Source organism: Streptomyces sp. FXJ1.172 (genome assembly GCF_001636945.3).
Taxonomy (GTDB): Bacteria; Actinomycetota; Actinomycetes; order Streptomycetales; family Streptomycetaceae; genus Streptomyces.
On sequence record NZ_CP119133.2, the window covers coordinates 2,327,466 to 2,350,545 of the forward strand.

Genomic DNA, 23,080 nt, shown 5'->3' on the forward strand with positions numbered 1-23,080 from the left:
TACGAAGGGCCCCGGACCGTTGGCTGGTCCGGGGCCCTTCGCCTGCCTGGCCGGTCCGGGGGCGCCGCCCCCGGGGGCCTCAGCCCAGGTGGTCCTCGGCGATCCGCACCGCGACCCGCTCGAGGATCGGTCCCGCGTCCGCGATGCACTTGGCGACGTCCGGCTCGAGAGAGGTGAGCGGGTAGGCCCGCCCGATCCCGGCCCGCCGCAGCGCCTCCTCCGGCAGGGCCAGCCGCCCGCACACCGCCACCACGGCCTTGCCCGCGGCACGCGAGGCCGCGGCGACCCCCGCCGGCGCCTTCCCGTGCAGCGTCTGCTCGTCCAGCGACCCCTCACCGGTGATCACCAGCGAGGCCCGCTCCAGCGCGGGAGCGAAGCCCAGCACATCCAGCATGACCTCGATGCCGGGACGGAAGCGCGCCCCCAGCAGCAGGGCGCCGTACCCGATGCCGCCCGCGGCACCCGCACCCGGCGCCGCCGCGTACTCGGCGGCGCGCGGGCCCACGGCCGCCTCCAGCACCTTCGCGTAGTGCGCGAGCGCCGTGTCCAGGGTGTCCACGTCGGCCGGCGCGGCGCCCTTCTGCGGGCCGTACACCGCCGGTGCGCCCTTGGGGCCGGTCAGCGGATTGTCGACATCGCTCGCGAGCACCAGCTCGACCGAGGACAGGCGCGGGTCCAGGCCCGACAGGTCGGCGCGCGCCAGGCCGGCGAGGCCCCCGCCGCCCGGCGGCACCGGCTCGCCGCCCTCGTCCAGGAACCGGGCGCCCAGCGCCGACAGCATCCCCGCGCCGCCGTCCGTCGTGGCACTGCCGCCGACGCCGAACACGATCGTCCGCGCGCCCGCGTCCAGCGCAGCCCGCAGCAGCTCCCCGGAGCCGTACGTCGAGGCGGTCAGGGGTGCGAGGACACCGGCCGGGAGCCGCTGCAGGCCGCTCGCCTCCGCCATCTCGACGACCGCGGTGCCGCCGCGCAGCGCATACGCGGCCGTCACCTCCTGGCCCAGCGGCCCGGCGACCCGCACCTCGCGCCGCTCGAAACCGGCCGCGACCGCCGCGTCCACGGTCCCGTCGCCGCCGTCGGCCACGGGCAGCGCCTCGACCTCGAGGTCCGGGACGACCCGGCGCAGCCCGGCCGTCACCCGCTCGGCGACCTGCACGGCCGTCAGCGAGCCCTTGAACTTGTCCGCGGCGACGAGCACCCGACGGGTCTCGTCCCCTGCAGCGTGAGCCACTTTGCTTTCCCCTTGCTCTCCGGGCCCCGCGCACGTCAGGGCCAGTCGCGCCGCTGCGACCTTAACCTCGGCGGACCCCCGCCGTCATGCCCCGACCGAAGGCTGGGAAACGGCTGGGAGCGGCCTGGGGAAAACGGGTAGATCCCTACCATGACCCCTCAGTCCACCACGGCCGTCCCGCCCGCCGGCGCCGCCCGCGGCACCGGGGCGGACCTCGCCGACCGCATCCACGGCGGCTGGCTCGGCCGGATCGCGGGCAACATGCTCGGCAAGCCGGTCGAGCAGGGCGAGGTGTGGACCCGCGAGCGTATCGACCGCTATCTGCACAGGGCCGGCGCCCTGCCGCTCACGGACTATCTGCCCGAGCCCGCCGACCCGGCCGACCGGGCGGTGCTGCGCCCGGAGTGGCGCGATTGCGTGCGCGGCCGGATCCGGGGCAGCTGCCGGGACGACGACGTGGACTACGCGATCCTCGGCCTGGACCTGCTGGAGACCCACGGCTTCGGCTTCACCACCGAGCAGGTCGGCGACCTGTGGCTGCTCCGGCTGCCGTACCTGCAGACCTTCACCGCGGAACGAGCGGCGTACCGCAATCTCGTCGACGGGCTCAGGCCGCCGCTGACGGCGACGTACCACAACCCCCACCAGGAGTGGATCGGGGCGCTGATCCGCGCCGACATCCACGGCTGGACCTGCCCGGGCGACCCGGTCCGCGCCGCCGGTCTGGCCCGGCGGGACGCGGTGCTGTCGCACACCGGCAACGGCGTGTACGGCGCCATGTGGGCGGCGGCGCTGATCGCGGCGGCGTTCACCGCGCCGACCGTGCGGGACGCGCTGGAGAGCGGGCTCGGCGTGATCCCGGCGAGCAGCCGGCTCGCCCGTACCGTACGGCGGGTCACGGCCCTGCACGACTCCGCCCTGCCCTGGGCGGAGACCCTGGCCACGGTGGCCGGGGAGACCGCCGGGCTCGGCTGGATCCACACCGTCCCGAACGCCGCCGTGCTGACCGCCGCGCTGCTGTACGGCGACGACGACTTCACCCGCACCCTCGCCCTTGCCGTGCGCGGCGGCCTGGACACCGACTCCAACGCGGCGACCGCCGGCTCGGTGGCCGGGGTCCGCACCGGCGCGGCCGCGATTCCCGCCCGGTGGACGGAGCCATTGCAGGACACGGTACGGAGCGCGGTGTCCGGCTTCGACGGCGTACGGATCAGTGCGCTGGCGGAACGCACCCTGCGCCTGGCGGCAGCCGGCCCGTAGCCGTGCGGCGGCTCGCTAGGCTTCCCCAATGACCACGACTCCGAAGACTCCTGACTTCGCCGCGTACATCGCGAGCCTGCCGCGCGTCCTCGCCGGTGCCGCCGCGCTCTTCCGGGATGCCGAGGGGCGGGTGCTGCTCGTCGAGCCGAACTACCGCGAGGGCTGGGCGCTTCCGGGCGGCACCATCGAGTCCGACGACGGCGAGAGCCCGCGCGGGGGCGCGCGCCGCGAGACGCTCGAGGAGATCGGCCTCGACCGCCCTCTTGGCCGGCTGCTGGCCGTGGACTGGGTGCGCGGCGAGGGCCGGCCCCCGCTGGTGGCGTACCTGTACGACGGCGGTGTCCTCACGGAGTCGGACCTGAAGGCCGTCCGGCTGCAGGAGGAGGAGCTGCTGTCCTGGCGCCTGGTCCCCCGCGAGGAGATCGCCGCCCACCTCCCCGGCGCACTCGGCCGCCGTGTCCTGACCGCGCTGGAAGCCCTCGCGGACGGCTCCGGCACGGCGGAACTGGAGAACGGCCACCGGGTCGCCTGACCGGCCCCGACGACGGGGCCGGCTCACGGATATCCACGGGACGCGGCCGGGCAGGCGTCCTACTCTCGGCGCATGAGCAGCCCTCTCGTAGCCATACTCAGCGGCGCAGGCATCTCCACCGATTCAGGGATTCCCGACTACCGCGGTCCGAGCGGGCTGTGGCGGCAGGACCCGGAGGCGGAGAAGCTCGTCACATACGAGTACTACATGAGCGATCCGCAGATCCGCCGGCGGTCATGGCAGATGCGCCGCAAGAACCACACGCTGCACGTGCACCCCGCCGCCGGCCTCGCGGGCCTCGCCGTCGACCACGGCGCACGCCTGACCATCGTCAACGCGCAGCCCACACCGTACGACGATCTCGCCGAGGAAGTCGTGCGGGAACCCATCGGCACCGCCCTGCCCGAGGTGCTCCGCCGCCTCGGGTGAACGTACGAGTACGGCAGGGGCGGTCCGCGGCCGCGGCGCCCGGCCCGTCGTCGTTCAGCAAAGGGCCGTGGCGCGTTCGAAGTCCAGGAGCCGGCGTTTGCGGTCCAGGCCGCCGCCGTAGCCGGTGAGGTCGCCGCCCGCGCCGATGACCCGGTGGCAGGGCACGATGATGCCGATCGGGTTCCTGCCGTTGGCGAGGCCGACCGCGCGGGAGGCCCTGGGATTGCCGAGGGCGTCGGCGAGTTCGCCGTAGGAGCGGGTCTCGCCGTACGGGATGCGGGTGAGCTGGTCCCAGACGCTGCGCTGGAACGGTGTTCCCTGCAGGCGCAGTTCGAGGGTGAACTCGGTCAACTCGCCCGCGAAGTAGGCCGACAGCTGCTCCTCGGCCTCGGTGAAGGGGGTGTCGTCGAGGCCGCCGAAGGACTCCTCCGGCGGGCGGTGGCGCTGCTCCTGCATGTAGAGCCCGCACAGCACGCCGTCGTCGGCGACGAGGGTGAGGGGGCCGTAGGGGCTGGGGATGACGGTGTGCTGCTTCATGTGCGTCCAACGTCCTTGTACGAACCGAGTCCTCGTACGAGCCGAGTCCTCGTATGGGTGTGACCGGCTCCTCGAACCGGCTTATACGGGCAGGAAGTTGATCGGGTGGCTGTCGGACGCCCACAGGTACTGCACCGCGTACGCCCGCCAGGGCCGCCAGGCCTCGGCGCGGGCGGTGAGCGCGGCCGGGGTGGACGGCAGGCCCAGCTCCTTGGCGGCGCGCCGGATGCCGAGGTCGGTGGGGAGGAAGGCGTCGGGGTCGCCGAGGGCGCGCATGGCGATGACGTCGGCCGTCCAGGGGCCGAAGCCGGGCAGGGCGAGGAGCCGGGCGCGGGCCTCGGGCCAGTCGGACTCGACACCCAGGTGCAGGGTCCCGTCGGCGAGCTGACGCACGAGTGTGGTGAAGGTGGTGCGCCGGGTGCGGGGCATGGCCAGCGTTTCGGGGTCGACGGCGGCGAGTGCCTCGGGAGACGGGAAGAGGTGGGTGAGGCCGCCCTCGGGGTCGTCCAGCGGTTTGCCGTGCGCGGTGACCAGACGGGCCGCGTGGGTGCGGGCGGCGGCCGTGGAGACCTGCTGTCCGAGGACGGCGCGCACGGCGAACTCGGCCTCGTCGACCGTGCGCGGCACCCGGCGGCCCGGCGCCTTGTCGACCAGGGGCGCGAGGAACGGGTCGGTGCGCAGCTGGTCGTCGACGGCGACCGGGTCGGCGTCCAGGTCGAGCATGCGCCGGCAGCGGCTGATCGCGACGGTCAGATCGCGCAGGTCGCTGAGGGTGAGCCGGCAGGCGATGTGGTCCGGGCGCGGGGCGAGGGAGACGATCCCGTGGCCGTACGGCAGCCGCAGCGTGCGCCGGTAGGCGCCCTCGCGCCATTCCTCGACGCCGGGTACGGCGGTGGCGGCGAGGTGACCGAAGAGGTTGCCGGGGTTGAGCGGGGCGCGGAACGGCAGCCGCAGGCTGAGCACGCCCGGCGCGCCGGTCCCGGTCCTCGGCGCGTGGGCGCGCAGCTCGCTCGGGGTGAGGGCGAAGACCTCGCGGACGGTGTCGTTGAAGGTGCGGATGGAGGAGAATCCGGCCGCGAAGGCGATCTCCGCCATGGGCAGCGAGCTGGTCTCGATGAGCAGCCGCGCGGTCTGGGCGCGCTGGGCGCGGGCGAGCGCGAGGGGGCCCGCGCCCAGTTCGGCGAGGAGCTGCCGCTCGACCTGGCGGGTGCTGTAGCCGAGCCGGGCGGCGAGTCCGGGCACGCCCTCGCGGTCGACGACGCCGTCGGCGATCAGCCGCATGGCCCGGGCCACCAGGTCGGCGCGCTGGTTCCACTCCGGGGAGCCGGGGCTGGTGTCCGGGCGGCAGCGTTTGCAGGCCCGGAACCCGGCCTGCTGGCACGCGGCGGCGCTCGGGTGGAACGTCATGTTCTCCGGCTTGGGCGGGACGACGGGACAGCTGGGCCGGCAGTAGATCCGGGTGGTCAGGACGGCCGTGAAGAACCACCCGTCGAACCGCGCGTCCTTGGACTGCACGGCGCGTACGCAGTGCTCCCGGTCGAGGTGCGTCGCTGTCTGCATGCCTCAAGGATCGGCCACGGACACCGGCCGCCGCTGGCGGAAATCCGACACCAGCGTTCGCGGGCCTGGTCCGCCGCCGGTGCCGGGTCGCCCTCCTCGTGCGGCGCGGCCGTGCTCAGACCGCGGGTGCGCGTTCGCCGGCCTGCTGCCGGAAGGCGGCGATCCACTCGGCGGTGTGCCGCAGTCCGCCGAAGGTGTAGAAGTGCACCTTGACCGTGCCGTGCCGCTCGGGGTCGTAGCGGCGGGCGAGGGTGTCAAGGAAGCGGTCGGGGCCGGTCGTGCCCATGAGGTTGGTCAGCGAGAAGCCGTACTTGCGGGCGACGGAGGCGCTGGTCGCGACGCCGAAGCGGGTGGCGTAGCCGAGCAGCCGGCGTACGCCCGCCGGGCCGGGCACGCCGATACGGACGGGCAGGTGCATGCCGCGGGCGCGGGCGGCCTCCAGCCAGGTGAGGACCGGGCCGGCGTCGAAGCCGAACTGGGTGATGACGTCGCCGCCGAGGCATTCGGCGCCGATGGCCGCCGCCTTGTCCGTGAGCGCGGACCACAAGGTGGCGTCGGCTATCGCGGGGTGGCCCTCCGGGTAGCCGCTGATGCCGACGTGGTGGACGCCGTGGTGCTGGAGCAGTCCGGTGCGCAGCACGGCGAGGGAGTCCTCGTACGGGCCCTCGGGGCGGGCGGGGTCGCCGCCGACGACGAAGACGTTCCCGGCGGTGCCGTCCGCGGCCAGCGCGGACAGGAACTCCTCCAGGGCGGCGCGGGACGGCAGGCGGCGCGCGGAGATGTGCGGCACCGGGACGAAGCCGAGCCGCTTGACCGCGCGGGCGGCAGCCAGCCGCATGCCGAGGTCCTCGCCGGCGAGGAAGGTGATGTTGATGCGGGTGCCGGGCGGGATGCTGCCTTGGGCCTCTTCCAGCCGTGACACGTCCTTGCCGGTCATCTCCAGCGAGAAGTCGTCCAGCAGAGCGGCACCGGCCACCGGAGCGGCAGCGAGAACGGGCTTCATCGAACTCCTCGTACGGCGACGGTCCTGACCTCGGCCGATGATGCCACGGGGGCGGCCGGGGCCCGGGGCCGGGGGCAGGCAGGGGTGTGGGGAGGCAGGCAGGGGTGTGGGGGCGCGCTCCAGCCGCGCACCCGCGTGCACACGGAACCGCACCCGGGCCCCCGGCTGCCGGGGCGGTCGGCCGGCTGGGGCGGTCGGTCGGGGCGGTCGGTCCGGTCGGTCGGGCCGGATCGGCCAGGGGCGGCCGGGGTCGCTGCGGTGCCGGGTTCAGGGGGTCGTCCACCACGCCGGCCAGGCGGCCCGCCTCGTCGGCCTGGGCGAGGGCGGGGTCGAGGTCGGCCGCGGCCCCAGCCGGGGGGCGGCCGGGGCGATCGGCCGGGGCGGGGCGGTCGGCCGGGGCGGTCGGTCGGCACGGGGCGGCCGGGGCGGTCGGTCGGCCGGGGCGGCCGGTCGGCCGAGGCGGCCGGGGCGGTCGGTCGGCGGGGCGGTCGGGGCGGTCGGTCGGCCGGGGCGGCCGGGGCGGTCGGGGAGCCGGCCGGCGTCGTCACGCACGGCACGCTGGTCCACGCGGACCCGGCCGACACCACGCCGCTCGGCGAACTGGCCCGGCCTGCGGTCGTCGCGTACCCCGACGAGACCCTGCGCACGCTCGCCAACCGCATGGCCGAGCACGAGGTCACGAGGCTGCTGGTGGTGACCCGCGAGCCGGAGGTCCGCCTCGAGGGTGTCATCAGCCTGCGCCACCTGCTGGCCGCGCGCCGCATCGACCTGCACGAGGAACACCACGCGGAGCGCGTCCTCACCCTCAGGCCCCGCAACGCCGGGGCACCGGCACCCAGTTGATCCGGTCCCGCACCGGCTGCCGGACGGCTCGGCGACCCGGTGACCGCGTGGGCGGCGGTCGCCTCCGGCCCATCGCATCGGCGGCTGCGGCCAGTTGCGGTCCGCCCCCACCCGCTACGGGCCCACCGGGGGCCACCGCGGCCCCGCACCGTCCTGTGCCGCCACGCCCGTTGTCCGCGCGTCGCGCGGAGCGCGCCGCGGGCCCGCCCCGTCAGCGAAGCTGCGCGGCGAACGCCTCGTACGCCCGCTCGTCGAAGAGGACGAACCGCACCTCCTCGACGGCGGTCGGCGTGCCGCGTACCGTCCGCACGGCGATGCGTGCCGCGTCGTCCATCGGCCATCGGTAGACGCCGGTGGAGATCGCCGGGAACGCGACCGTGCGGGCGCCGAGTCCGTCGGCTGCCTTCAGGGCCTCGCGGTAGCAGGAGGCGAGCAGGCCGGAGCGGTCCTCGCTGCTGCTGTACACCGGGCCGACCGTGTGGATCACCCAGCGGGCGTCCAGCTCGCCCGCCGTCGTGGCGACCGCCTGGCCGGTGGGCAGCCCCTTGCCGTACCGGGAGGCGCGCAGGGCACGGCACTCCTCGAGGATGGCGGGGCCGCCACGGCGGTGGATCGCCCCGTCCACACCGCCGCCGCCGAGCAGTGAGGAGTTGGCGGCGTTCACGATCGCGTCGGCGCTCTGCCGGGTGATGTCGCCCTGGGCGAGGGTGATGGTGGTCATGTCTGCCTCAGTCTGCGCCATACGGCCTTGGCCGCGTTGTGCCCCGACATGCCGTGCACACCGGGTCCCGGCGGGGTGGCCGAGGAGCAGATGAAGACGGCCGGATGGGGCGTGTGGTAGGGGTACAGGGACAGTCTGGGGCGCAGCAGCAGCTGGAGCCCGGAGGCCGCGCCGCAGGCGATGTCGCCGCCGACGTAGTTGGCGTTGTGGGCGGCCATCTCGGCGGGGCCGGCGGTGGCCCGGGCGAGCACGCGGTCGCGGAATCCCGGGGCGAACCGCTCCAGTTGGCGTTCGAGTGCGTCGGTGAGGTCGCCGGACCAGCCATGGGGCACATGGCCGTACGCCCAGAAGACCTGCTTGCCCTCGGGGGCGCGGGTGGGGTCGACGATGCTCGGCTGCACGGTGATCATGAACGGCCGGTCGGGGGCGCGGTTCTCGCGGGAGGCGGCGCGCAGGGCGGAGCCGATCTCGGCCTGGCTCGCGCCGACCTGGACGGTGGTGGCGAGGCGGGCCTCGGGCGCGGTCCAGGGCACGGGGCCGTCCAGCGCGTAGTCGATCTTGAAGACGCCGGGGCCGTAGCGGTAGTGAGCGTAGTGGTCGCCGAAGCCGGCGATGCGGGCGAGCGCGGTGGGCGAGGTGTCGAAGACGTACGCGCGCGCGGGCGGCAGGTCGTCGAGGCGCTTGACCTCGTAGTCGGTGTGCACCGCGCCGCCGAGGTCGGTGAGGTACGCGGCGAGGGCGTCGGAGATCGCCTGCGAGCCGCCGCGCGGCACCGGCCAGCCGCGGGCGTGCGCGGCCAGCGCGAAGACCAGGCCGATGGCGCCGGTGGCCAGGCCGTCGAGCGGTGACATCACATGCGCGACCAGGCCCGCGAACAGGGCCTTGGCCCGCTCGTCCTTGAAGCGGCGCATCAGCCACGTGGACGGGGGCAGCCCGGCCAGGCCGAAGCGGGCCAGGGTGACGGGGTCGCGCGGCAGCGCGGTCAGCGGCAGGGACATGAAGTCCCGTACGAGAGTGTCCCAGCGGGCGACGAACGGCTCGACCAGCCTGCGGTACGCGCCCGCGTCGCGCGGCCCGAAGGACGCGGCCGTCTCCGCCACCGACCGGGCCAGCACGGCCGCGCTGCCGTCGGGGAAGGGGTGCGCCATCGGCAGCTCGGAGTTCAGCCACTGCAGGCCGTACGTCTCGAGGGGCAGGGCGCGGAACGCCGGGGAGTTGACACCCAGGGGGTGGGCGGCCGAGCACGGGTCGTGCCGGAAGCCGGGGAGGGTCAGCTCCTCGGTGCGGGCACCGCCGCCGACGGTGGACTTCGCCTCGAACAGCGCGACGGAGAAACCGCGCCGGGCCAGCTCCACGGCAGCGGTCAGCCCGTTCGGCCCCGCACCCACCACGACGGCATCGAGCATCGACGGCACCTTGGGACCCCTTCGTCAGCCGATGGCCACTCGGGATCAGGATATGCCGGGCGACCGACACCGCCCCGGGCCGGGTGGGCGAGGGGGCGGGCCGGCCGGGCGGGCGGGGCCGGCCGACAGGTCCGTGCGACGGGGCGTGCCCCGCGGGACTCAGGGCGCCGTGCGCAGCAGTTCGGCCACCCGGGCCGCGGTCGTGGCGTCGCGGGCCGCGGTGAACGGCAGGGCGTTGCCGCCGGTGACGCGGAACGGCTCGCCGGTACGGGTGAGGTGGGTGCCGCCCGCCTCCTCGACCAGGAGCAGCCCGGCCGCGTGGTCCCAGGCGGCCTCCCAGGAGAACGCGACCGCGTCCAACTCGCCCCTGGCTATGGCGAGATACTCCAGACCCGCCGAACCGCACGGGCGGGGTGCGATCCCGTCGGTCCACAGGGCGCGCAGCGAGCGCTTCTCCCCGTCGGTGGTGTAGTCCGGGTGGGAGGTGGCGACGACGAGGTCCCGGCCGGGTGCGGGCGGGCCCGCGAACAGCCGCTCGCCGTCGAGGAAGGCGCCCCGGCCGCGGACCGCGGTGGCCATCCGGCCGCGTGCCGCGGCATAGGTCCACGAGGCGAGGACGACGCCGCGGTGGGCGAGCGCGACCAGGGTGCAGAAGCCGTCGTCGCCGTGCACGAACTGGCGGGTGCCGTCGACCGGGTCGATGATCCAGACCGGTGCGTCGCCCTGGAGCGCCCGGTAGGTCGCCGGGTCGGCGTGCACGGCCTCCTCGCCGACCACGACCGAGCCGGGCAGCATGGCCGCGAGCGCCTCGGTGAGCCGCTTCTCGGCGAGCCGGTCGGCGTCCGTCACCAGGTCGTGCGGGCCGCTCTTGTGGTCCACGTCGTCCTCGGCGAGGCAGCGGAAGCGGGGCAGGATCTCGGCCGCGGCGGCGCTGCGCAGCGCTTCCTCCACGTCGGCCGAGCAGCGGGCGAGAAACTCGTCGATGGTTTCCGTCATCTCTTCGAACATGGCTCCATGAGAACACGGCCCACTGACAATCCCCGCCCGCCCGGTGCACAGCGGGTGGAAACGGGATGAAGAGCAGGGACCGCCCACAGCCCTCGCCCGGTCCGGGCCGGGCCGGGCCGGGCCGTCAGCGGCCGACCGCGTAGCCCTGCATCCCGCGCGGGTTCGCCGCCGCCGACAGCACGCCGGTCTCCGGATCCCGCCCCACCACGCACAGCCGGCCTTCGGACCAGGCGGGGCCGACGGTGACGTCGTGGCCGCGCCGGCGCAGTTCCCCGACGACCCCGGCGTCCATGCGGGACTCCACGGTCACGCTGCCGGGGCGCCTGCCGCGGGGATGGAAGGAGCTGGGGGAACTGTCGTTGTGCCAGTTCGGGGCGTCGATCGCGCCCTGGAGGTCGAGGCCGCCGCGGACGGGGGCGCGCAGGGCGGCGGCGAGGAAGAAGTGCAGCTGCCACTGGTCCTGCTGGTCGCCGCCGGGCGTGCCGAAGGCCAGGACGGGCGCCCCCTCGCGCAGCGCGAGGGACGGGGTGAGGGTGGTGCGCGGGCGGCGGCCCGGGGTGAGGGAGTTCGGCAGCCCCTCCTCCAGCCAGGTCATCTGCAGGCGCGTGCCGAGGGGGAAGCCCAGCTCGGGCACGACCGGGTTCGACTGCAGCCAGCCGCCGCTGGGCGTGGCAGCGATCATGTTGCCCCAGCGGTCGACGACGTCCAGGTGGCAGGTGTCGCCGCGGGTGGTGCCGTCGGCGGCGACGTGCGGCTCGCCGGGGAACTCGGCGACGGTCGGCTCGCCCGCGCCCATCGGGTCGAATCCGCGCCCGCCGGACACCACGCGCGCGTGCGCCTGCGCGGGCAGTCGCGGGGTGCGTCCGCCGGGGCTGCCGGGCCGCAGTTCGTGGCAGGCCTTGACGCCGACCAGGCCGCGCCGGCCGGTGTTGTACTCGTCCGACAGCAGCTCGGCGAGCGGCACGTCGGCGGCGTCGCCGTACCAGGCCTCGCGGTCGGCCATGGCGAGCTTGCAGTTCTCGATCAGCAGGTGGACGTAGTCGGCGGAGCCGTACGGGGGCAGCTCGGCCGGGAGCAGGGCGAGCTGCTGGAGCAGGGCCGGGCCCTGGCTCCACGGACCGGCCTTGCACACGGTCCAGCCGTTCCAGTCGTGGGTCACCGGCGTCTCGTACCCCGCCGACCAGCCGGCGAGGTCGGCCTCGGTCAGCGTGCCGGTGTGCCGTACGCCGCTGGTGTCCAGGGTGGGCCGCCGGGACTGGCGCAGCAGGGCCTCGGCGATGAAGCCGCAGCGCCACACCGCGCGCGCGGCGTCGATCCGCGCCTCCCGGTCGCCGCTGCCCGCGGTCTCGGCCAGCAGCCGCTTCCAGGTGGCGGCGAGGGCGGGGTTGCGAAAGCGCTCGCCGGGCCGGGGCGCCCGGCCGCCGGGCAGATACACCTCGGCCGACGACGTCCACTGCGTCTCGAACAGCTCCCGTACGCTCTCCACGGTCGCGCCGAGCTTCTCCACGGGCGCGTGCCCGTGCTCGGCGTATCCGACGGCGTACTTCAGGACGTCGTCGAGGGATTTCGTGCCGTGGTCGCGCAGGAGCAGCAGCCAGGCGTCGAAGGCGCCGGGCACGGCGGCCGCGAGCGGCCCGGTGCCGGGGACGAGGTCGAGGCCCAGCCCCCGGTAGTGCGCGACGGTGGCGCCGGCCGGGGCCACGCCCTGTCCGCACAGCACGCGCACGGGGCCGTCCGCCGGAGCGAGCAGGATCGGCACCTCGCCGGCCGGTCCGTTCAGGTGCGGTTCCACCACGTGCAGCACGAACGCCCCGGCCACGGCGGCGTCGAAGGCGTTGCCGCCGTCCTCCAGGACCGCCATCGCCGACTGGGAGGCCAGCCAGTGGGTGGAGGACACCATGCCGAAGGTGCCTTGCAGGGTGGGCCGGGTGGTGAACACGGGGCGACTCCTCGGCTCGGCTGCCTGTCCCGGGTGATCGTAGGAGCGTGATCGCCGTCCGGGGAACACGGCGGCCGGCCGAGCCGCTGATCTCGGTGCCGTGCGGGCGGCAGGGCGCAGGCCCCGGTTCAGCAACGGGTCAAGGACTGCTCTACCCCGGACCAAACGGTCGTATGGGTTCCGTGTACGCGCGCCCCGGCTCCCCGACATAGCCGGATTTGCGCCGTTGACCGCTGGCTAACGTGGTCGGGCCCAACGGCCACGCGAAACCACGGGGAAGAGGTGAAGGCGGTGGGGGCGCCGATACGGTCGCGGCTGCACGAATTCCTGGAACCTGATCCGCCGGGACACGGGACTTCACAGCAGGCTCCGCAGCCGCGCCGTTCGGCGCTGCTGGACCTCGTGGACACAGCTCCGCCGCCCCGGCCGGCCACGGACGGACGGCCCGGCCCCAAACCGGGCGTACCCGCCTACCACACACCGGTGTTCGTACCGGCGCATCCGAGGTCGGTCGCCGGCACCGGCGCGGACGGCCGTCCCGTGCGTTCGGCCTTCGTCGTCCTCGAACTCTTCGGCCATCCCTCCCACGGCCACGTGGCCTTCGCCTTCACCGCGCTGGAGAAGCTGGTCGACGCGCTCGGCGAGGCACAGCCGTGGGTGGCCACCTCGCTGGGCCCGCTGGCCGAGGGCGTGCGCGAGCAGGGGGTCACCGTCGTGCTGGACCCGCGCGCGACACCCGCAGAGCCCACCTGGCAGCCGGAGGACCTGGCCGCCTTCGCGCAGGAGGTGCGGCGGTGAGCGCGGACTTCAAAGTCATCTACGACGATCTGTCCACGCTGGCGAAGACCTTCCACGACGAGGCCGGCGACTTCCGCAAGCTGCACGGTGACGTGGCACCGCCCGTGGTGAGCGGCGGCGATCCGGGGCTCGACTCGGCGATCAAGGAAGTCTCCCATCTCATCATCGGCCTGCACGTACTTCTTGCGGACCGGATGGACGCCCATGGCGACAAGGTCGCGTACGCGCGTGACTCCTTCCACCGGCACGACGTGGACGTTCACGGCGTGTTCGAGGACCTGATGCCGGACGAGGACTGATGAGCGACAACTGGGTCGGCGGTGACATCGGCGGGCTCCGCACGATGGCCGAGACGTACAAGAACGCCAAGGACAAGCTGGACGGCGTCGTCAAGCCGCTCAGTCACGCCGTGGACAAGCTGGTGGACGACGCGAGCTGGAAGGGCGACGCGTCCTCGACCTTCCGCGCCCGGTGGGACGAGGACGCGGTGGCCGCCGGCGCCCTCGCCGAGCTGGTGCACGCGGCGGGCACCATCCTCGAGACGCTCGCCAACGCGCTGTCCACGTGCGATGCGGCCCTCAAGAACGCGCATCACACCGCGGCCGGCAACGGGGTGGTGACGGACGGCAAGGGCGTGCCGGCGCCCCCGTCGAGCAAAGACGACCAGAAGACGGTCTCCGCGAGGGACGAGTACGTCAAGGCACGCGACGAGATCCTGCACACGGCGCAGCATGCGCGGCTGGTGGCGGCGAAGCAGCTGCTGGCGCTGCACGACAACGCGACGAAGAAGGACGACTCGGTGTCCGCGGGGGACAAGGTCACCCTGTACGACGCGTTGCGCGGCCTGTACGCCTATGACGCCGAGGACGCCCGGGCGGGGGGCATCAAGGCACGCGAGGAACTCGACGCGGCCAAGGCCGATGCGCAGGCCGCCAAGAAGCAGCTGCGCACCGAACGCAAGACGTTCCAGCAGCAGGGCCGCAAGATGCCCGACGACCTGCCCGCCAAGAGCGCCTACCGGGACGCGCTCACCAAGGTCGACTCGCTGGAAGGGGACATCGCGCGCGCCGACAACGGCAGCACCAAACTGCCGTACGACCGGGCCTTGAACGTCAAGCTGGCCGACGCCGCGGACGCGCTGCGTCTGGGCAAGGGGCTGGAGGCGGTGCCGGACGTCCTCAAGGAGCTGCCCGTACTGGACGTCGCCGCGGCCGGCGCGTGTGGTCTGATCGAGGCGAAGGGCGACCACGACAAGGGCTGGTCCTGGCAGCACTCCGTCGCCACCGACGAGGGAGCCAACGTCGGTGGCCTGGTCGCGGGCGCGGTCATCGCGAGCGCGGTCATGCCGGCCACGGCACCCGCCGCCGCGGTGGCGGTGGTGGGTGTGGGAGCGGCGCTGATCTCGACCAGCGTCATCGACCACTCCCTGCACGAGCACTGGAGCGAGGACATCCACGATCACGGTGTGGTCGGCGGGGTGGCCGTGGGCGCCGGGCATGTCGCCACGGGGGTTTATCACGACGGCAAACGACTGGCGAAGGATGTCTGGCATGGCGTCACAAGCTTCCTCTGAGGCCCCGGCCCCCGGGTTCTCGGTCCCCATCCCCTCCCTGCCGAAGCTGGGCAGGACCTGGTACAAACGCGGCACGGCGTACTGGCTGCGCCGCAGCGGCACGGCCTTCAGCATGGTCCTCGTGCTGGCCATGTTCTGCCTCTTCGCGTTCGGGCTGTACTCAGGGTTCCTCGAAGTGCTGCCGTCCTCCATGCGTATCCCGTGGGACGGCGTGCAGGTCGTGGCGTCCGCCGTGGCCCTGGTGTGGGGCTGGGTCTCGCAGCGCCGCAGCCACCGTGCGGCGCTGCTGGATCCCCCCTCTCCCGGACAGACGCTCCAGGCCAAGCGCGACCACAACAGGCGCGTTCCGGGCCTGATCGCGGTGGGCCGCGCACTCGTGATCCTGGCTGCCCCTGTGATGCCGGCGTTCGCCGCGTGGGCCGTCGGCTGGCTGGTCGCCTACACCACCGTCCGCGAGTACCCCAGCGAGGTCGGCGCCCGCCGCTGGCTCGAGGCGCACGCCACCGGAACATGACCCCGGCCGCCGGTCGGTGCCCGCCGTCGGCCGGAGGTGCATAACGGGCAGAGCGGTACGTCGTGAACCCGCTGCCGTAACCGCCCCGGCACACAGCGAGTTTCCACTTCCGCCCCACAGACAGTCGTGTGACACTGACGTCCCCGTCCACCATGCGGACCCCCTTTCCGCACCCCCTCCCCCACGAGAAGTGCGCCGTGCGTTCCCTTCCTCTGCCGCTCGCCCTCACCGCACGTCTGACACCGGTCGCGGTCCTCGCCTGTGCCGGCTGGGCGCTGACGTCCGGGCCCGCCGCGCCGCCCGCCGCCGCCGGGCACCACACGTCCCAGGACTCTCCCGCCCAGTCGTCCTCCGGCCCGTCGTCCACCGCCGCGGCGAAGTCGTACTCCAGCGCGCCCACGCCCTGTACGAGCGTGCCCGCGGCCACCGTCACGGCCCTGGTGCCCGGGGCGCAGACGGCGGGCAAGGAGATCCCGTCGACGGACACCCAGCTGCGCCGCACCTGCTCCTGGAACGCCCTGAAGGGCTACTCCTACCGCTGGCTGGACGTGTCGTTCGAGATCAGCCAGTCGGAGCAGGAGGCGCAGCAGGAGTACCAGCAGCGGGTCACCCAGAAGAGCGGCGGCGGGACGGTGCCGGGGCTCGGGGACAGCGCCTACTCGGTGGTGAACCTCACCACGCAGGACAAGCAGCAGACCCGCGAGGGCGTGGTGCTGGTCCGGGTCTCCAACGCCCTGGTCGTCGTCACCTACAACGGCAGCGACTTCGACACGAAGAAGGCCCCGGACACGGACACGATCAACACGGGGGCGATCAAGGCGGCGCGGGCCGCGGTCGGCGCCCTCGGCGGCGGGCAGGGCTGAGCGCGCCGCACGTTCCCGTTCAGTACGGCGGCACGGCGGGGCCCTCCTCGACGCCGAGGACCACGAAGCTGACCCGGGGGCCGAGTTCGACCCGGTCGCCGTCGCGCAGGCGGGCCGAGCCGTCGGGTCCCAGGACCCGGCCGTTGACGCGGGTGCCGTTGGTGGCGCCCTGCGCGACCTCCCTCACCCAGGCCGAGCCGTCCTGCCGGTGTTCCACGGTCGCGTGCCGGGCGGAGACCGTCTCCTCGCCGGCCAGCAGCGCCGACGCCTCGGGGGCCCAGGTGCCGCTGCGCCCGAGCCGCAGTTGCGTACCGCACGGCACGTCGAGGTGCCGGCCGCCGGCCCGGAACACCAGCCGCAGCGCCCCGCCCGCCGGCCGCTGCGGCCGCGGGCCCGCACCGGCCGGCGACAGACACGCGGGGCACACGGGCATACCCGCGGGGACCACCACGGAGCACGCCGGGCAGCGACGGCCGACGGGCTGCCGGCGCGGGCGGCGCGGAGCCGTGCGGATCGCGGTGCCGTCGACCGTCTCCCAGTCGGGCCTCTCGTCGGCACCCGGCGTGTGACCCTCGCGCCCGTCGTCCCCCAGTCCCTCACCGTCCCCCTCGGTCTCCTGCCACGCGTCCCCCTCGGTGTCCTCCCACGCGTCCTGCTCGGTCTCCTGCCACGCGTCCTCCCCGGTCTCCTCCCACGCGTCCTCCTCGTCGTCATCCCAGTCGTGCACCTCCGCCAATGGCGTCTCCCTTCTTCAGGACCACCGTCGTGTCCACCCGCCCGCTGTCGGACTCCCGTACGTCCGTCACCACCACCGTGGTGCCCGGTCCCAGGTCGGACGCGGCGAACAGCTCCCGGGCCAGGGGGTTGATCAGATGGGTCTCGAGGACCATGCCGATGCCACGGCCGCCGTTCCACTTGTCGCGGGTGCAGTGGTCCAGCAGGGCACGCCGGGCCCCGTCCTCGATCCGCAGGTCGAGTTGGTGGCCCTGGGTCAGCTGACGCTGGATGTTCTCGACCTGGTCCGCGAAGATCTGCTCGGCGACGTCCTCGGAGATGAAGTCGAAGACGACGACGTTGCCGCCGATCCGGTTCATCAGCTCCGGCCGGCCGATGACCTGCTCGAAGTGCTTCTTGATGTTGTCCTTGACCGTGGCCTCCAACTCCCGGTACGGCGTGCCTGGTTCGACGATCCACTCGCGCTCCCCGGTGTCCGGGTCGGTGCGCTGCACGCCGAGGTTGGAGGTGAAGATGAGCACGCACTCGCTGAAGTAGGTCGTCACGCCCTGCCCGTCGGTGAGCCTGCCGTCCTCCAGCACCTGCAGGAACTTGTCGAGGATGCCCTTGTCGGCCTTCTCGATCTCGTCGAAGAGGATGACCCGGAAGGGGTTCTCCCGTACGGCGGAGGTCAGTTCGCCGCCGGCCTCGTAGCCGACGTAGCCGGGCGGCGCGCCGACGAGCCGGTCGGCGGAGTGCGCGGCCGAGAACTCGCTCATGTCGAAGCGGAGATAGGCCTGGTCGCTGTCGAACAGCACGGAGGCCACGGCCTTGGCCAGCTCCGTCTTGCCGGTGCCGGTCGGGCCGGCGAAGAACAGCACGCCGCGCGGCCGGTGTCCGGGGTTGGTCGCCTGCGCCCCGGACAGCCCGAGGGCGGCACGCTTGAGGATGTCCAGGGTCATCGCCACGGCCGCCTCCTGCCCCCGCACCCGGCTGGGGATGGAGCGCTCGTCGGCCGGGTCCTCGCCGCGCAGGATGCGCCGGCGGATCTCGTCGCGGCTCCACGGGTTCTTCTCCACGCCGAGCCGGTAGATCCGCACGGCGTCCGGCACGGCGGCGAACGGCAGGCCGCGGGCGCGGGCGAGTTTCACGCTCTCCTCCATGGCCCGCAGGCTCAGCCCGGAGGCCGCCCGGGCAAAGGCGCCGACCGCGCGTGCCGTCGCCTCGCCGTCCGTGCCGGCGGGCGCGGCGGAGCCGTCGCGGGTGCCGTGTCCCGCGTACCGCTCGTAGCGCTCGTGCAGGAGGCGGGCCATGGTGGAGCGTTCGTCCGCGTCCGGTTCCGGCACGGCGACCGCGCGGATCCGCTCGCTGCCGGCGATCAGCCACCCGGGTACGTCCCGTTCCCCCTCGGCGAGCCAGATCACCGGGTTGAACAGGCCCGGGCCCTGCGGCATGGGGGCGGCGGCGGTGGGCCGGGGGCCCAACGGCTTCGCCTCGTGGGCGAGTTTGAGGCAGGCGAGGAAGAAGTCCCGTTCCTCGTTGGTCAGCCGGGACGGATCGACGAGGAGCCGGGAGGCGTGGTCGATCACGAGGGCGACCCTGAGCGGCCGTTGCCGGCGGCCGTCGCGCACCGTCTCCTCGCGCTGCCGCGCCCAGCCGTCCACGATGTTGCGCAACTGCTCCAGCACCGCCTGGCGCCCGGCCGGCCCCTGGCCGGGGAACTCGCAGGTCTCCTGGAGCAGTTCCGCAACGGCCGCCTGGACCGTGCCCTCGCCGACCGGCGCGACCCGGAAGCCGCTCACCTGGTCGCACAGCACCAGCGCCTCGTAGCCCTTCTCCCTGAGCAGGTTCCACAGCACGTCGAGCAGCGGGTGGAAGCGGTCCCGGCCGCGCCGGCGCACCAGGTGCAGGTCACGGATGTTGCCGTGCAGGACGTACTGCGCGTGCACACCGAGCGTTCCGACCAGCTCCTCCACGAAGGGCGGGAGCCGGTCCTCCTTGGACAGGTCCATCGTTCCTCCCCCCTGCGCGCCGCCCGGGGCCGCGCGCCGGCCATGGGTACGCCGGTGTCCTCACCGGCGTACGTCGTGCCCGGCGCCGGCCGTACTCACCGGCGCCGGTCGTGCTCGGCGTGCCGCGGACTCAGCGGTGTCCGCCGCCGCCCGCCGTCCGGTGCCGGGGGGCGTGCCGGGGTACGTCCCGGCGCGGCTCGGCCGCCCGGCCGGCCTCCTCGAGCACGTCGTCGAGCAGCACGGCGTCCTCCCCCAGCACCCCCGGCAGCGCCCCTTCGGTCTGTTCGATCCGGATGCCCAGGTCCAGCCCGAGCGCCCCGGTGATCTCCTCGATCTGCGGGAACAGTTCCCGGGCCTCGGCGCAGCGCTTGTCGTCCAGGGCGCGCTGCTCGGGTGTGCGCTGCCCCGGTGCGCCCCGGTACATGGTCGCCACGCGCAGCCGGCCCTCGACCAGGGTCGACCTGAGCCAGTGGCCGGACTTCTCCCAGCCCTCGGGCGTGAGGTCGAGGCGGATCTCCTGTCCTTCGGGGCGCCCTGCCCCGGCCCGGCCGCCGTACCGTTCGGCCAGCATCGCGACGGCCTCGGTGCATTGCTGCCGGACGTAGATCGCCTCAAGCGCTTGATGACGCGCCGTCACATGTGTTTCGACCAGGTCGAGTTCGGCACGGGTGAGCGGGCGGCCGTCGTCCAGGGTGCGCCGCAGGAGTGCCAGCGCCTCCGGTGCCGCAGGAAGGTCCTCGGCGCCCTCGGGGGTCTCGTAGGCGAGGAAGTCGTAGTGCAGCGCGGCGCGTTCCTGGGCCTCGCGCGTCTCGCGCGCCTCCTGGTTGGCGTCCCGGACGAACTTGCGTGCCTCGGTGAGGTGGATGCGGGCCCGGCGCGGGTCGGCCGCGGCGCGGTCCACGGCCTTGCGGACGGCCTGGGCGGCGAGTTCGGCGGTCTCGGGTGCGGCGTACGGGTCCAGGCCGCCGAGGATGTCGGCGCCGCAGCGGCGGACCTCCTCGGGGTCGCGGGGCGCGGCGGCGCCCGGGCCGGCGGGCCTGGAGGACGCCGGCTGTGCCTCGGCGCCGGCGGTGCGCTCCGCGGAGAACCGCTCGAGCGCGCGCTTGCGGCTCTCGCGCAGGGCGCGCTGCCAGTCGTCGTCCCGCTCCTCGTGCGGCCGCAGCAGAGCGGTGAGCCGCTGCTGCTCCCATGCTGCCTGCTGTTCCTCCGCGCGGCCCAGGGCCTCCTCGGCGCGGGCCAGTTGCCGGCGCAGTGCGCCCAGCTGTTCCCCGACGGGTGCGAGCGGCGGCGGCAGGTCGGGGTGCGGCGGGGGGCCGGGCGGGCCGCCGCGGGCCGTGGCCCGGGCCGCCCGGGCGAGCAGGGCCTGGCGGCGGGCGTTGATCCGGGCCGCGGCGAAGGCGGCGGCCTCCCACTGCTCCGCGGCCGTGGCCGCCAGCTGCTGCTGGAGCTGCAGGCAGCGCTGTTCCTCCGCGGCCCGCACCGCCGCCGCGGCCAGGAGCCGGGTGCCGATCAGCGCGGCCCGCCCGACGAGCAGGACGCCGCTGAGCGAGCCGAGCGCCTGCAGGGCCGCGTCCGCGGCCTGGTGGACGGCGTGGCCGGCCGCGTCGGCGAGGTGCGCGGAGGCGTGGCCGGCTGTGTCGTGCAGGTGCAGCATGCCGGTGTGCGGCAGGGCCTGCGGGTCGAGCGGCGGCGGTGGCGGCGGGAACTGCACGGCGGGTGCGATCATCTGGATCGTGGGGATGCCGAATGCCGAACTCATGCCCGTTCTCCTGTCGTGTCGGTCCTCGTCCCGGGCCCCCGGGCCGCCATCCGCCGGGCCGCCGCCCGCCGGTCCCGTCCGGCCCGTCGCAGGCGCCGCCACGCCCAGCCGCGGCGCACGCTCCACGCGGCGAGTGCGACGGCCGAGGCGAGCGGCCACAGCCACGGCGCGAACGCGATCGCGTAGAACCCGGTGAAGACGGCGAGGACGAGCAGCGCCGCCCCCGCCCAGCGCCCGGCCCGGGTGCGGGCGAGCCGGCCGGGGCGCTCGGCGCTGCGGATCAGCAGGCCCGCCAGCGACCGGTCGGGGTGGTAGAAGGGCGGGCCGATGTACACGGCGGTCCACAGCTCCACCACGAAGACGAACGCGGCGGCGGGCAGCGCCTGAAGCCAGGCCGTGACGACCGCTGCCTGCGAGGCGCGGCCCAGCACGTCCGCGAGGCCGATGACGAAGCTCCAGGGAGCCGTGACGACGGTGGCGCCGAGCAGCGCCCAGCCCAGTGTCGGCAGGCGGTCCAGCCGGCGCAGTACGGCGAGGATGGCGTCCTGGTCGTCCGCCAGCAACCGCACGTACTCCTCGCGGGCCCGCCGGTCGCTGAGCGCCTGCGCCTCCTCGCCGGCCCTGCCGGCGAGCAGGTGGGCGGCGACCAGGCGCACGTCGTCGTCCCGGGCGGCGAGCAGCGCGTCGAACCACGGCACCCGTGCCGGGAATTCGGCGCGCACCCGCAGCAGCAGGTCGACGAGCCGGCTGCGGGTGCGTTCGGGTTCGCGGGCCAGCTGCAGCAGCCAGGCGTCCACGGCCGGCGAGTGCCTCAGGGCCGCCCGGTCCCGGCGGCCCCGCCCCAGCTCCCGGACGGTGGGCTCCCACCGCGCGCGCAGCACGCGCCAGGCGCGGTCGGTCTCGTCCAGTCCCCGGCCGCCCGGCCGCTGCGCGAGCCCGGTCAGGATCTCCGGATGGGCGGCCAACTGCCCCACGAGCGCGACGGCTTCGGCGTCCGCGTCCGCGGCCGCCTGGCACATACGGCGCATGTTCACCGTGTCCAGGGGGGCTCCGTGCCAGGAGGCGTCCAGACCGGGACCGAGCCAGTTCAGGAGCCGTACGAGGCCCCCGGCGGACGGCTCGTGCGCCAGTTCGGTGCGCAGGGCGACGAGCCGGCGCAGCTCTTCGGGGCTGCGGCCGGCGGCGGTCCCGAACTGGCCCAGCCATTCGACGAGCCGGGCCCGGTCGTCGTCGTCGGCCAGCATGCGCGCCGCCGACGAGGGGTTCTGGTCCAGGTGGAGGGCGAGCCGTTCGGTGCCGGTGAACTCCTGGCCCATGAACGGCAACGGCCGGATCGCGGGCCGCCCGGGGTCCTTGGGGAAGATCCGCCCGTCGGTGCGCGGGGCGACATCGGGATCCTGTCCGTCCAGCCACCGGCGCACCTGCTCGGCCCCCCAGCGGTGCTCCGGGGCCCGGGTGAGCAGGCCCTCGCAGAGCAGACGGGTCCTGCGGTGCGCGATGCCGCCGACGTCGGGATCGTGCGTGGCGATCTCCGCGAGCACTTCCTCGTCCCGGCTGAAGCCGATGGGGTGGGTGCCGAGGGCCAGTTCGGCGACGACCATGCCGAGCGACCACCAGTCGCCCGCCTCGGACACGGCCTGGCGCAGCGGTCCGGCCTCCGGCGCGAGGTAGAGGGGCTTGCCGCGCCAGTCGGCCCGCGGCTCCAGCGCCTCGCCGGGCCGGTGGCAGGCCGCGCCGAAGTCGACGAGGACGAGGTCGGCCCGCTCGCCGCGGCGGCCCTGCACCACGATGTTGTCGGGGGTGATGTCCCGGTGGACGACGCCCCGTTCGTGCAGCTCGGTGACGGCGTCACAGAGCTGGCTCACCACGGCCCGGACGGCCTCGGGCGCGAGGCCGCCGCGGTGGTCCTCGTGGAAGGCCTGCAGGGTCTGCTCGCCGTGCGAGCGGTACAGGTGCCAGGGGTGTCCGTGCGCGGTGCCGGTCTCCAGGAGCCGCTCCAGGTGGGGAGCGGACTGCTCGGCAAGTTCCACGAGCACCCGTTCCACGTCCGGGTCCGGGCGGTGCAGCCGGTGGTACCACTTGAGGACCAGCGGTATCTCCGCCGGTCCATGACGGGCCGTCAGATCGCGGACGCGCAGGACGACGGCCTCGGCGGGCTGCCGCGCCTCGCCGAGCACGGCGACGAGCGGGAAGCGGTCCGCGAGGTCGGGGGGCACCTCGGCGCGGACCGGACGTGTCTCGATGACACGGGCGTTGCCGAAGCCCCCGTCGGCGGGGTCGACGAAGCGGGTGGGCGGTGTGGTCGTCATCGTCCGGCCCTCCGGGAAGCGCGCCGGGTGCCCCGGGGGGCCGCCCCGCACGGCGAACCGGCCCGGCGC

General features: G+C 74.6%; 21 protein-coding genes. 9 read left to right on the forward strand and 12 right to left on the reverse strand.

The window, feature by feature from the left end:
• Positions 1–79: 79 nt before the first annotated feature.
• Positions 80–1,231, reverse strand: a complete 1,152-nt coding sequence (locus A6P39_RS10360) for a glycerate kinase (protein ID WP_079133846.1) — start codon at positions 1,229–1,231, stop codon at positions 80–82.
• A gap of 150 nt (positions 1,232–1,381) precedes the next feature.
• On the opposite strand from A6P39_RS10360, the gene A6P39_RS10365 reads away from it, so the two are divergent.
• From A6P39_RS10365 to A6P39_RS10375, 3 genes are all read left to right on the forward strand, one after another.
• Positions 1,382–2,491 carry an ADP-ribosylglycohydrolase family protein gene (locus A6P39_RS10365; RefSeq protein WP_067056471.1) on the forward strand — a complete coding sequence of 370 codons (1,110 nt, stop codon included), beginning with the start codon at positions 1,382–1,384 and terminating at the stop codon, positions 2,489–2,491.
• A 28-nt stretch (positions 2,492–2,519) separates the two neighbouring features.
• Positions 2,520–3,023: an NUDIX domain-containing protein gene (locus tag A6P39_RS10370; protein WP_067056475.1), complete on the forward strand. Its 504-nt coding sequence runs from the start codon at positions 2,520–2,522 to the stop codon at positions 3,021–3,023.
• Between the two features lie 72 nt (positions 3,024–3,095).
• Positions 3,096–3,452, forward strand: a complete 357-nt coding sequence (locus tag A6P39_RS10375; RefSeq protein WP_067056478.1) for a Sir2 family NAD-dependent protein deacetylase — start codon at positions 3,096–3,098, stop codon at positions 3,450–3,452.
• A gap of 54 nt (positions 3,453–3,506) precedes the next feature.
• Here the strand turns inward: A6P39_RS10375 and A6P39_RS10380 are convergent, their stop codons facing one another.
• The 3 genes from A6P39_RS10380 to A6P39_RS10390 all read right to left on the reverse strand — a co-directional run bounded on the left by A6P39_RS10380 (position 3,507) and on the right by A6P39_RS10390 (position 6,552).
• The gene (locus A6P39_RS10380) at positions 3,507–3,989 is read right to left on the reverse strand and encodes a methylated-DNA--[protein]-cysteine S-methyltransferase (protein ID WP_067056481.1); all 483 of its coding nucleotides are present in this window, start codon (positions 3,987–3,989) and stop codon (positions 3,507–3,509) included.
• 81 nt (positions 3,990–4,070) lie between these two features.
• Positions 4,071–5,549, reverse strand: coding sequence for an AlkA N-terminal domain-containing protein (locus A6P39_RS10385; protein WP_067056485.1), 1,479 nt, complete (start codon positions 5,547–5,549; stop codon positions 4,071–4,073).
• A 115-nt stretch (positions 5,550–5,664) separates the two neighbouring features.
• Positions 5,665–6,552: a methylenetetrahydrofolate reductase gene (locus tag A6P39_RS10390; RefSeq protein WP_067056488.1), complete on the reverse strand. Its 888-nt coding sequence runs from the start codon at positions 6,550–6,552 to the stop codon at positions 5,665–5,667.
• Between the two features lie 258 nt (positions 6,553–6,810).
• On the opposite strand from A6P39_RS10390, the gene A6P39_RS10395 reads away from it, so the two are divergent.
• Positions 6,811–7,395, forward strand: a complete 585-nt coding sequence (locus A6P39_RS10395) for a CBS domain-containing protein (protein WP_275883840.1) — start codon at positions 6,811–6,813, stop codon at positions 7,393–7,395.
• A 211-nt stretch (positions 7,396–7,606) separates the two neighbouring features.
• On the opposite strand, the gene A6P39_RS10400 is transcribed toward A6P39_RS10395, so the two are convergent.
• The 4 genes from A6P39_RS10400 to A6P39_RS10415 all read right to left on the reverse strand — a co-directional run bounded on the left by A6P39_RS10400 (position 7,607) and on the right by A6P39_RS10415 (position 12,469).
• On the reverse strand, positions 7,607–8,116 hold the full coding sequence (locus tag A6P39_RS10400; protein WP_067045953.1) for an O-acetyl-ADP-ribose deacetylase: 510 nt from the start codon (positions 8,114–8,116) through the stop codon (positions 7,607–7,609).
• Entirely contained in the window at positions 8,113–9,531 is a 1,419-nt protein-coding gene (locus tag A6P39_RS10405) for a phytoene desaturase family protein (RefSeq protein ID WP_199840797.1), read from the reverse strand. Before A6P39_RS10405 ends, A6P39_RS10400 begins: the two co-directional genes overlap by 4 nt.
• 150 nt (positions 9,532–9,681) lie before the next feature.
• A complete protein-coding gene (locus A6P39_RS10410) occupies positions 9,682–10,518 on the reverse strand; it encodes an inositol monophosphatase family protein (RefSeq protein WP_443052849.1) in 837 nt (278 codons plus the stop codon).
• A gap of 136 nt (positions 10,519–10,654) precedes the next feature.
• Positions 10,655–12,469, reverse strand: a complete 1,815-nt coding sequence (locus A6P39_RS10415; protein ID WP_067045960.1) for a gamma-glutamyltransferase family protein — start codon at positions 12,467–12,469, stop codon at positions 10,655–10,657.
• A gap of 402 nt (positions 12,470–12,871) precedes the next feature.
• Here A6P39_RS10415 and A6P39_RS10420 point away from each other — a divergent pair, with 402 nt between their 5' ends.
• From A6P39_RS10420 to A6P39_RS10440, 5 genes are all read left to right on the forward strand, one after another.
• Entirely contained in the window at positions 12,872–13,267 is a 396-nt protein-coding gene (locus tag A6P39_RS10420; RefSeq protein ID WP_234378914.1) for an SAV_915 family protein, read from the forward strand.
• Positions 13,264–13,566: a DUF6317 family protein gene (locus A6P39_RS10425; protein WP_067045962.1), complete on the forward strand. Its 303-nt coding sequence runs from the start codon at positions 13,264–13,266 to the stop codon at positions 13,564–13,566. Before A6P39_RS10420 ends, A6P39_RS10425 begins: the two co-directional genes overlap by 4 nt.
• On the forward strand, positions 13,566–14,840 hold the full coding sequence (locus A6P39_RS10430; protein WP_067045964.1) for a WXG100 family type VII secretion target: 1,275 nt from the start codon (positions 13,566–13,568) through the stop codon (positions 14,838–14,840). The genes A6P39_RS10425 and A6P39_RS10430 overlap by 1 nt, the downstream gene beginning before the upstream one ends.
• A complete protein-coding gene (locus A6P39_RS10435) occupies positions 14,818–15,354 on the forward strand; it encodes a hypothetical protein (RefSeq protein ID WP_067045966.1) in 537 nt (178 codons plus the stop codon). The genes A6P39_RS10430 and A6P39_RS10435 overlap by 23 nt, the downstream gene beginning before the upstream one ends.
• A gap of 197 nt (positions 15,355–15,551) precedes the next feature.
• On the forward strand, positions 15,552–16,217 hold the full coding sequence (locus A6P39_RS10440; RefSeq protein ID WP_067045968.1) for a hypothetical protein: 666 nt from the start codon (positions 15,552–15,554) through the stop codon (positions 16,215–16,217).
• A 19-nt stretch (positions 16,218–16,236) separates the two neighbouring features.
• Here the strand turns inward: A6P39_RS10440 and A6P39_RS10445 are convergent, their stop codons facing one another.
• From A6P39_RS10445 to A6P39_RS10460, 4 genes are all read right to left on the reverse strand, one after another.
• A complete protein-coding gene (locus A6P39_RS10445) occupies positions 16,237–16,944 on the reverse strand; it encodes an FHA domain-containing protein (RefSeq protein ID WP_234378916.1) in 708 nt (235 codons plus the stop codon).
• Positions 16,928–18,943 carry an AAA family ATPase gene (locus A6P39_RS10450; protein WP_067045970.1) on the reverse strand — a complete coding sequence of 672 codons (2,016 nt, stop codon included), beginning with the start codon at positions 18,941–18,943 and terminating at the stop codon, positions 16,928–16,930. Before A6P39_RS10450 ends, A6P39_RS10445 begins: the two co-directional genes overlap by 17 nt.
• A gap of 130 nt (positions 18,944–19,073) precedes the next feature.
• A complete protein-coding gene (locus tag A6P39_RS10455; RefSeq protein ID WP_159396057.1) occupies positions 19,074–20,702 on the reverse strand; it encodes a hypothetical protein in 1,629 nt (542 codons plus the stop codon).
• A complete protein-coding gene (locus tag A6P39_RS10460; protein WP_067045975.1) occupies positions 20,699–23,011 on the reverse strand; it encodes a protein kinase domain-containing protein in 2,313 nt (770 codons plus the stop codon). The genes A6P39_RS10455 and A6P39_RS10460 overlap by 4 nt, the downstream gene beginning before the upstream one ends.
• Positions 23,012–23,080 lie beyond the last annotated feature (69 nt).

Coding starts and splice junctions, on each gene's coding strand:
- A6P39_RS10365 (WP_067056471.1), top strand. CDS start 1,382: ATGACCCCTCAGTCCACCACGGCCGTCCCGCCCGCCGGCGCCGCCCGC.
- A6P39_RS10370 (WP_067056475.1), top strand. CDS start 2,520: ATGACCACGACTCCGAAGACTCCTGACTTCGCCGCGTACATCGCGAGC.
- A6P39_RS10375 (WP_067056478.1), top strand. CDS start 3,096: ATGAGCAGCCCTCTCGTAGCCATACTCAGCGGCGCAGGCATCTCCACC.
- A6P39_RS10380 (WP_067056481.1), bottom strand. CDS start 3,989: ATGAAGCAGCACACCGTCATCCCCAGCCCCTACGGCCCCCTCACCCTC.
- A6P39_RS10385 (WP_067056485.1), bottom strand. CDS start 5,549: ATGCAGACAGCGACGCACCTCGACCGGGAGCACTGCGTACGCGCCGTG.
- A6P39_RS10390 (WP_067056488.1), bottom strand. CDS start 6,552: ATGAAGCCCGTTCTCGCTGCCGCTCCGGTGGCCGGTGCCGCTCTGCTG.
- A6P39_RS10400 (WP_067045953.1), bottom strand. CDS start 8,116: ATGACCACCATCACCCTCGCCCAGGGCGACATCACCCGGCAGAGCGCC.
- A6P39_RS10410 (WP_443052849.1), bottom strand. CDS start 10,518: ATGACGGAAACCATCGACGAGTTTCTCGCCCGCTGCTCGGCCGACGTG.
- A6P39_RS10430 (WP_067045964.1), top strand. CDS start 13,566: ATGAGCGACAACTGGGTCGGCGGTGACATCGGCGGGCTCCGCACGATG.
- A6P39_RS10435 (WP_067045966.1), top strand. CDS start 14,818: ATGGCGTCACAAGCTTCCTCTGAGGCCCCGGCCCCCGGGTTCTCGGTC.
- A6P39_RS10450 (WP_067045970.1), bottom strand. CDS start 18,943: ATGGACCTGTCCAAGGAGGACCGGCTCCCGCCCTTCGTGGAGGAGCTG.
- A6P39_RS10455 (WP_159396057.1), bottom strand. CDS start 20,702: ATGAGTTCGGCATTCGGCATCCCCACGATCCAGATGATCGCACCCGCC.
- A6P39_RS10460 (WP_067045975.1), bottom strand. CDS start 23,011: ATGACGACCACACCGCCCACCCGCTTCGTCGACCCCGCCGACGGGGGC.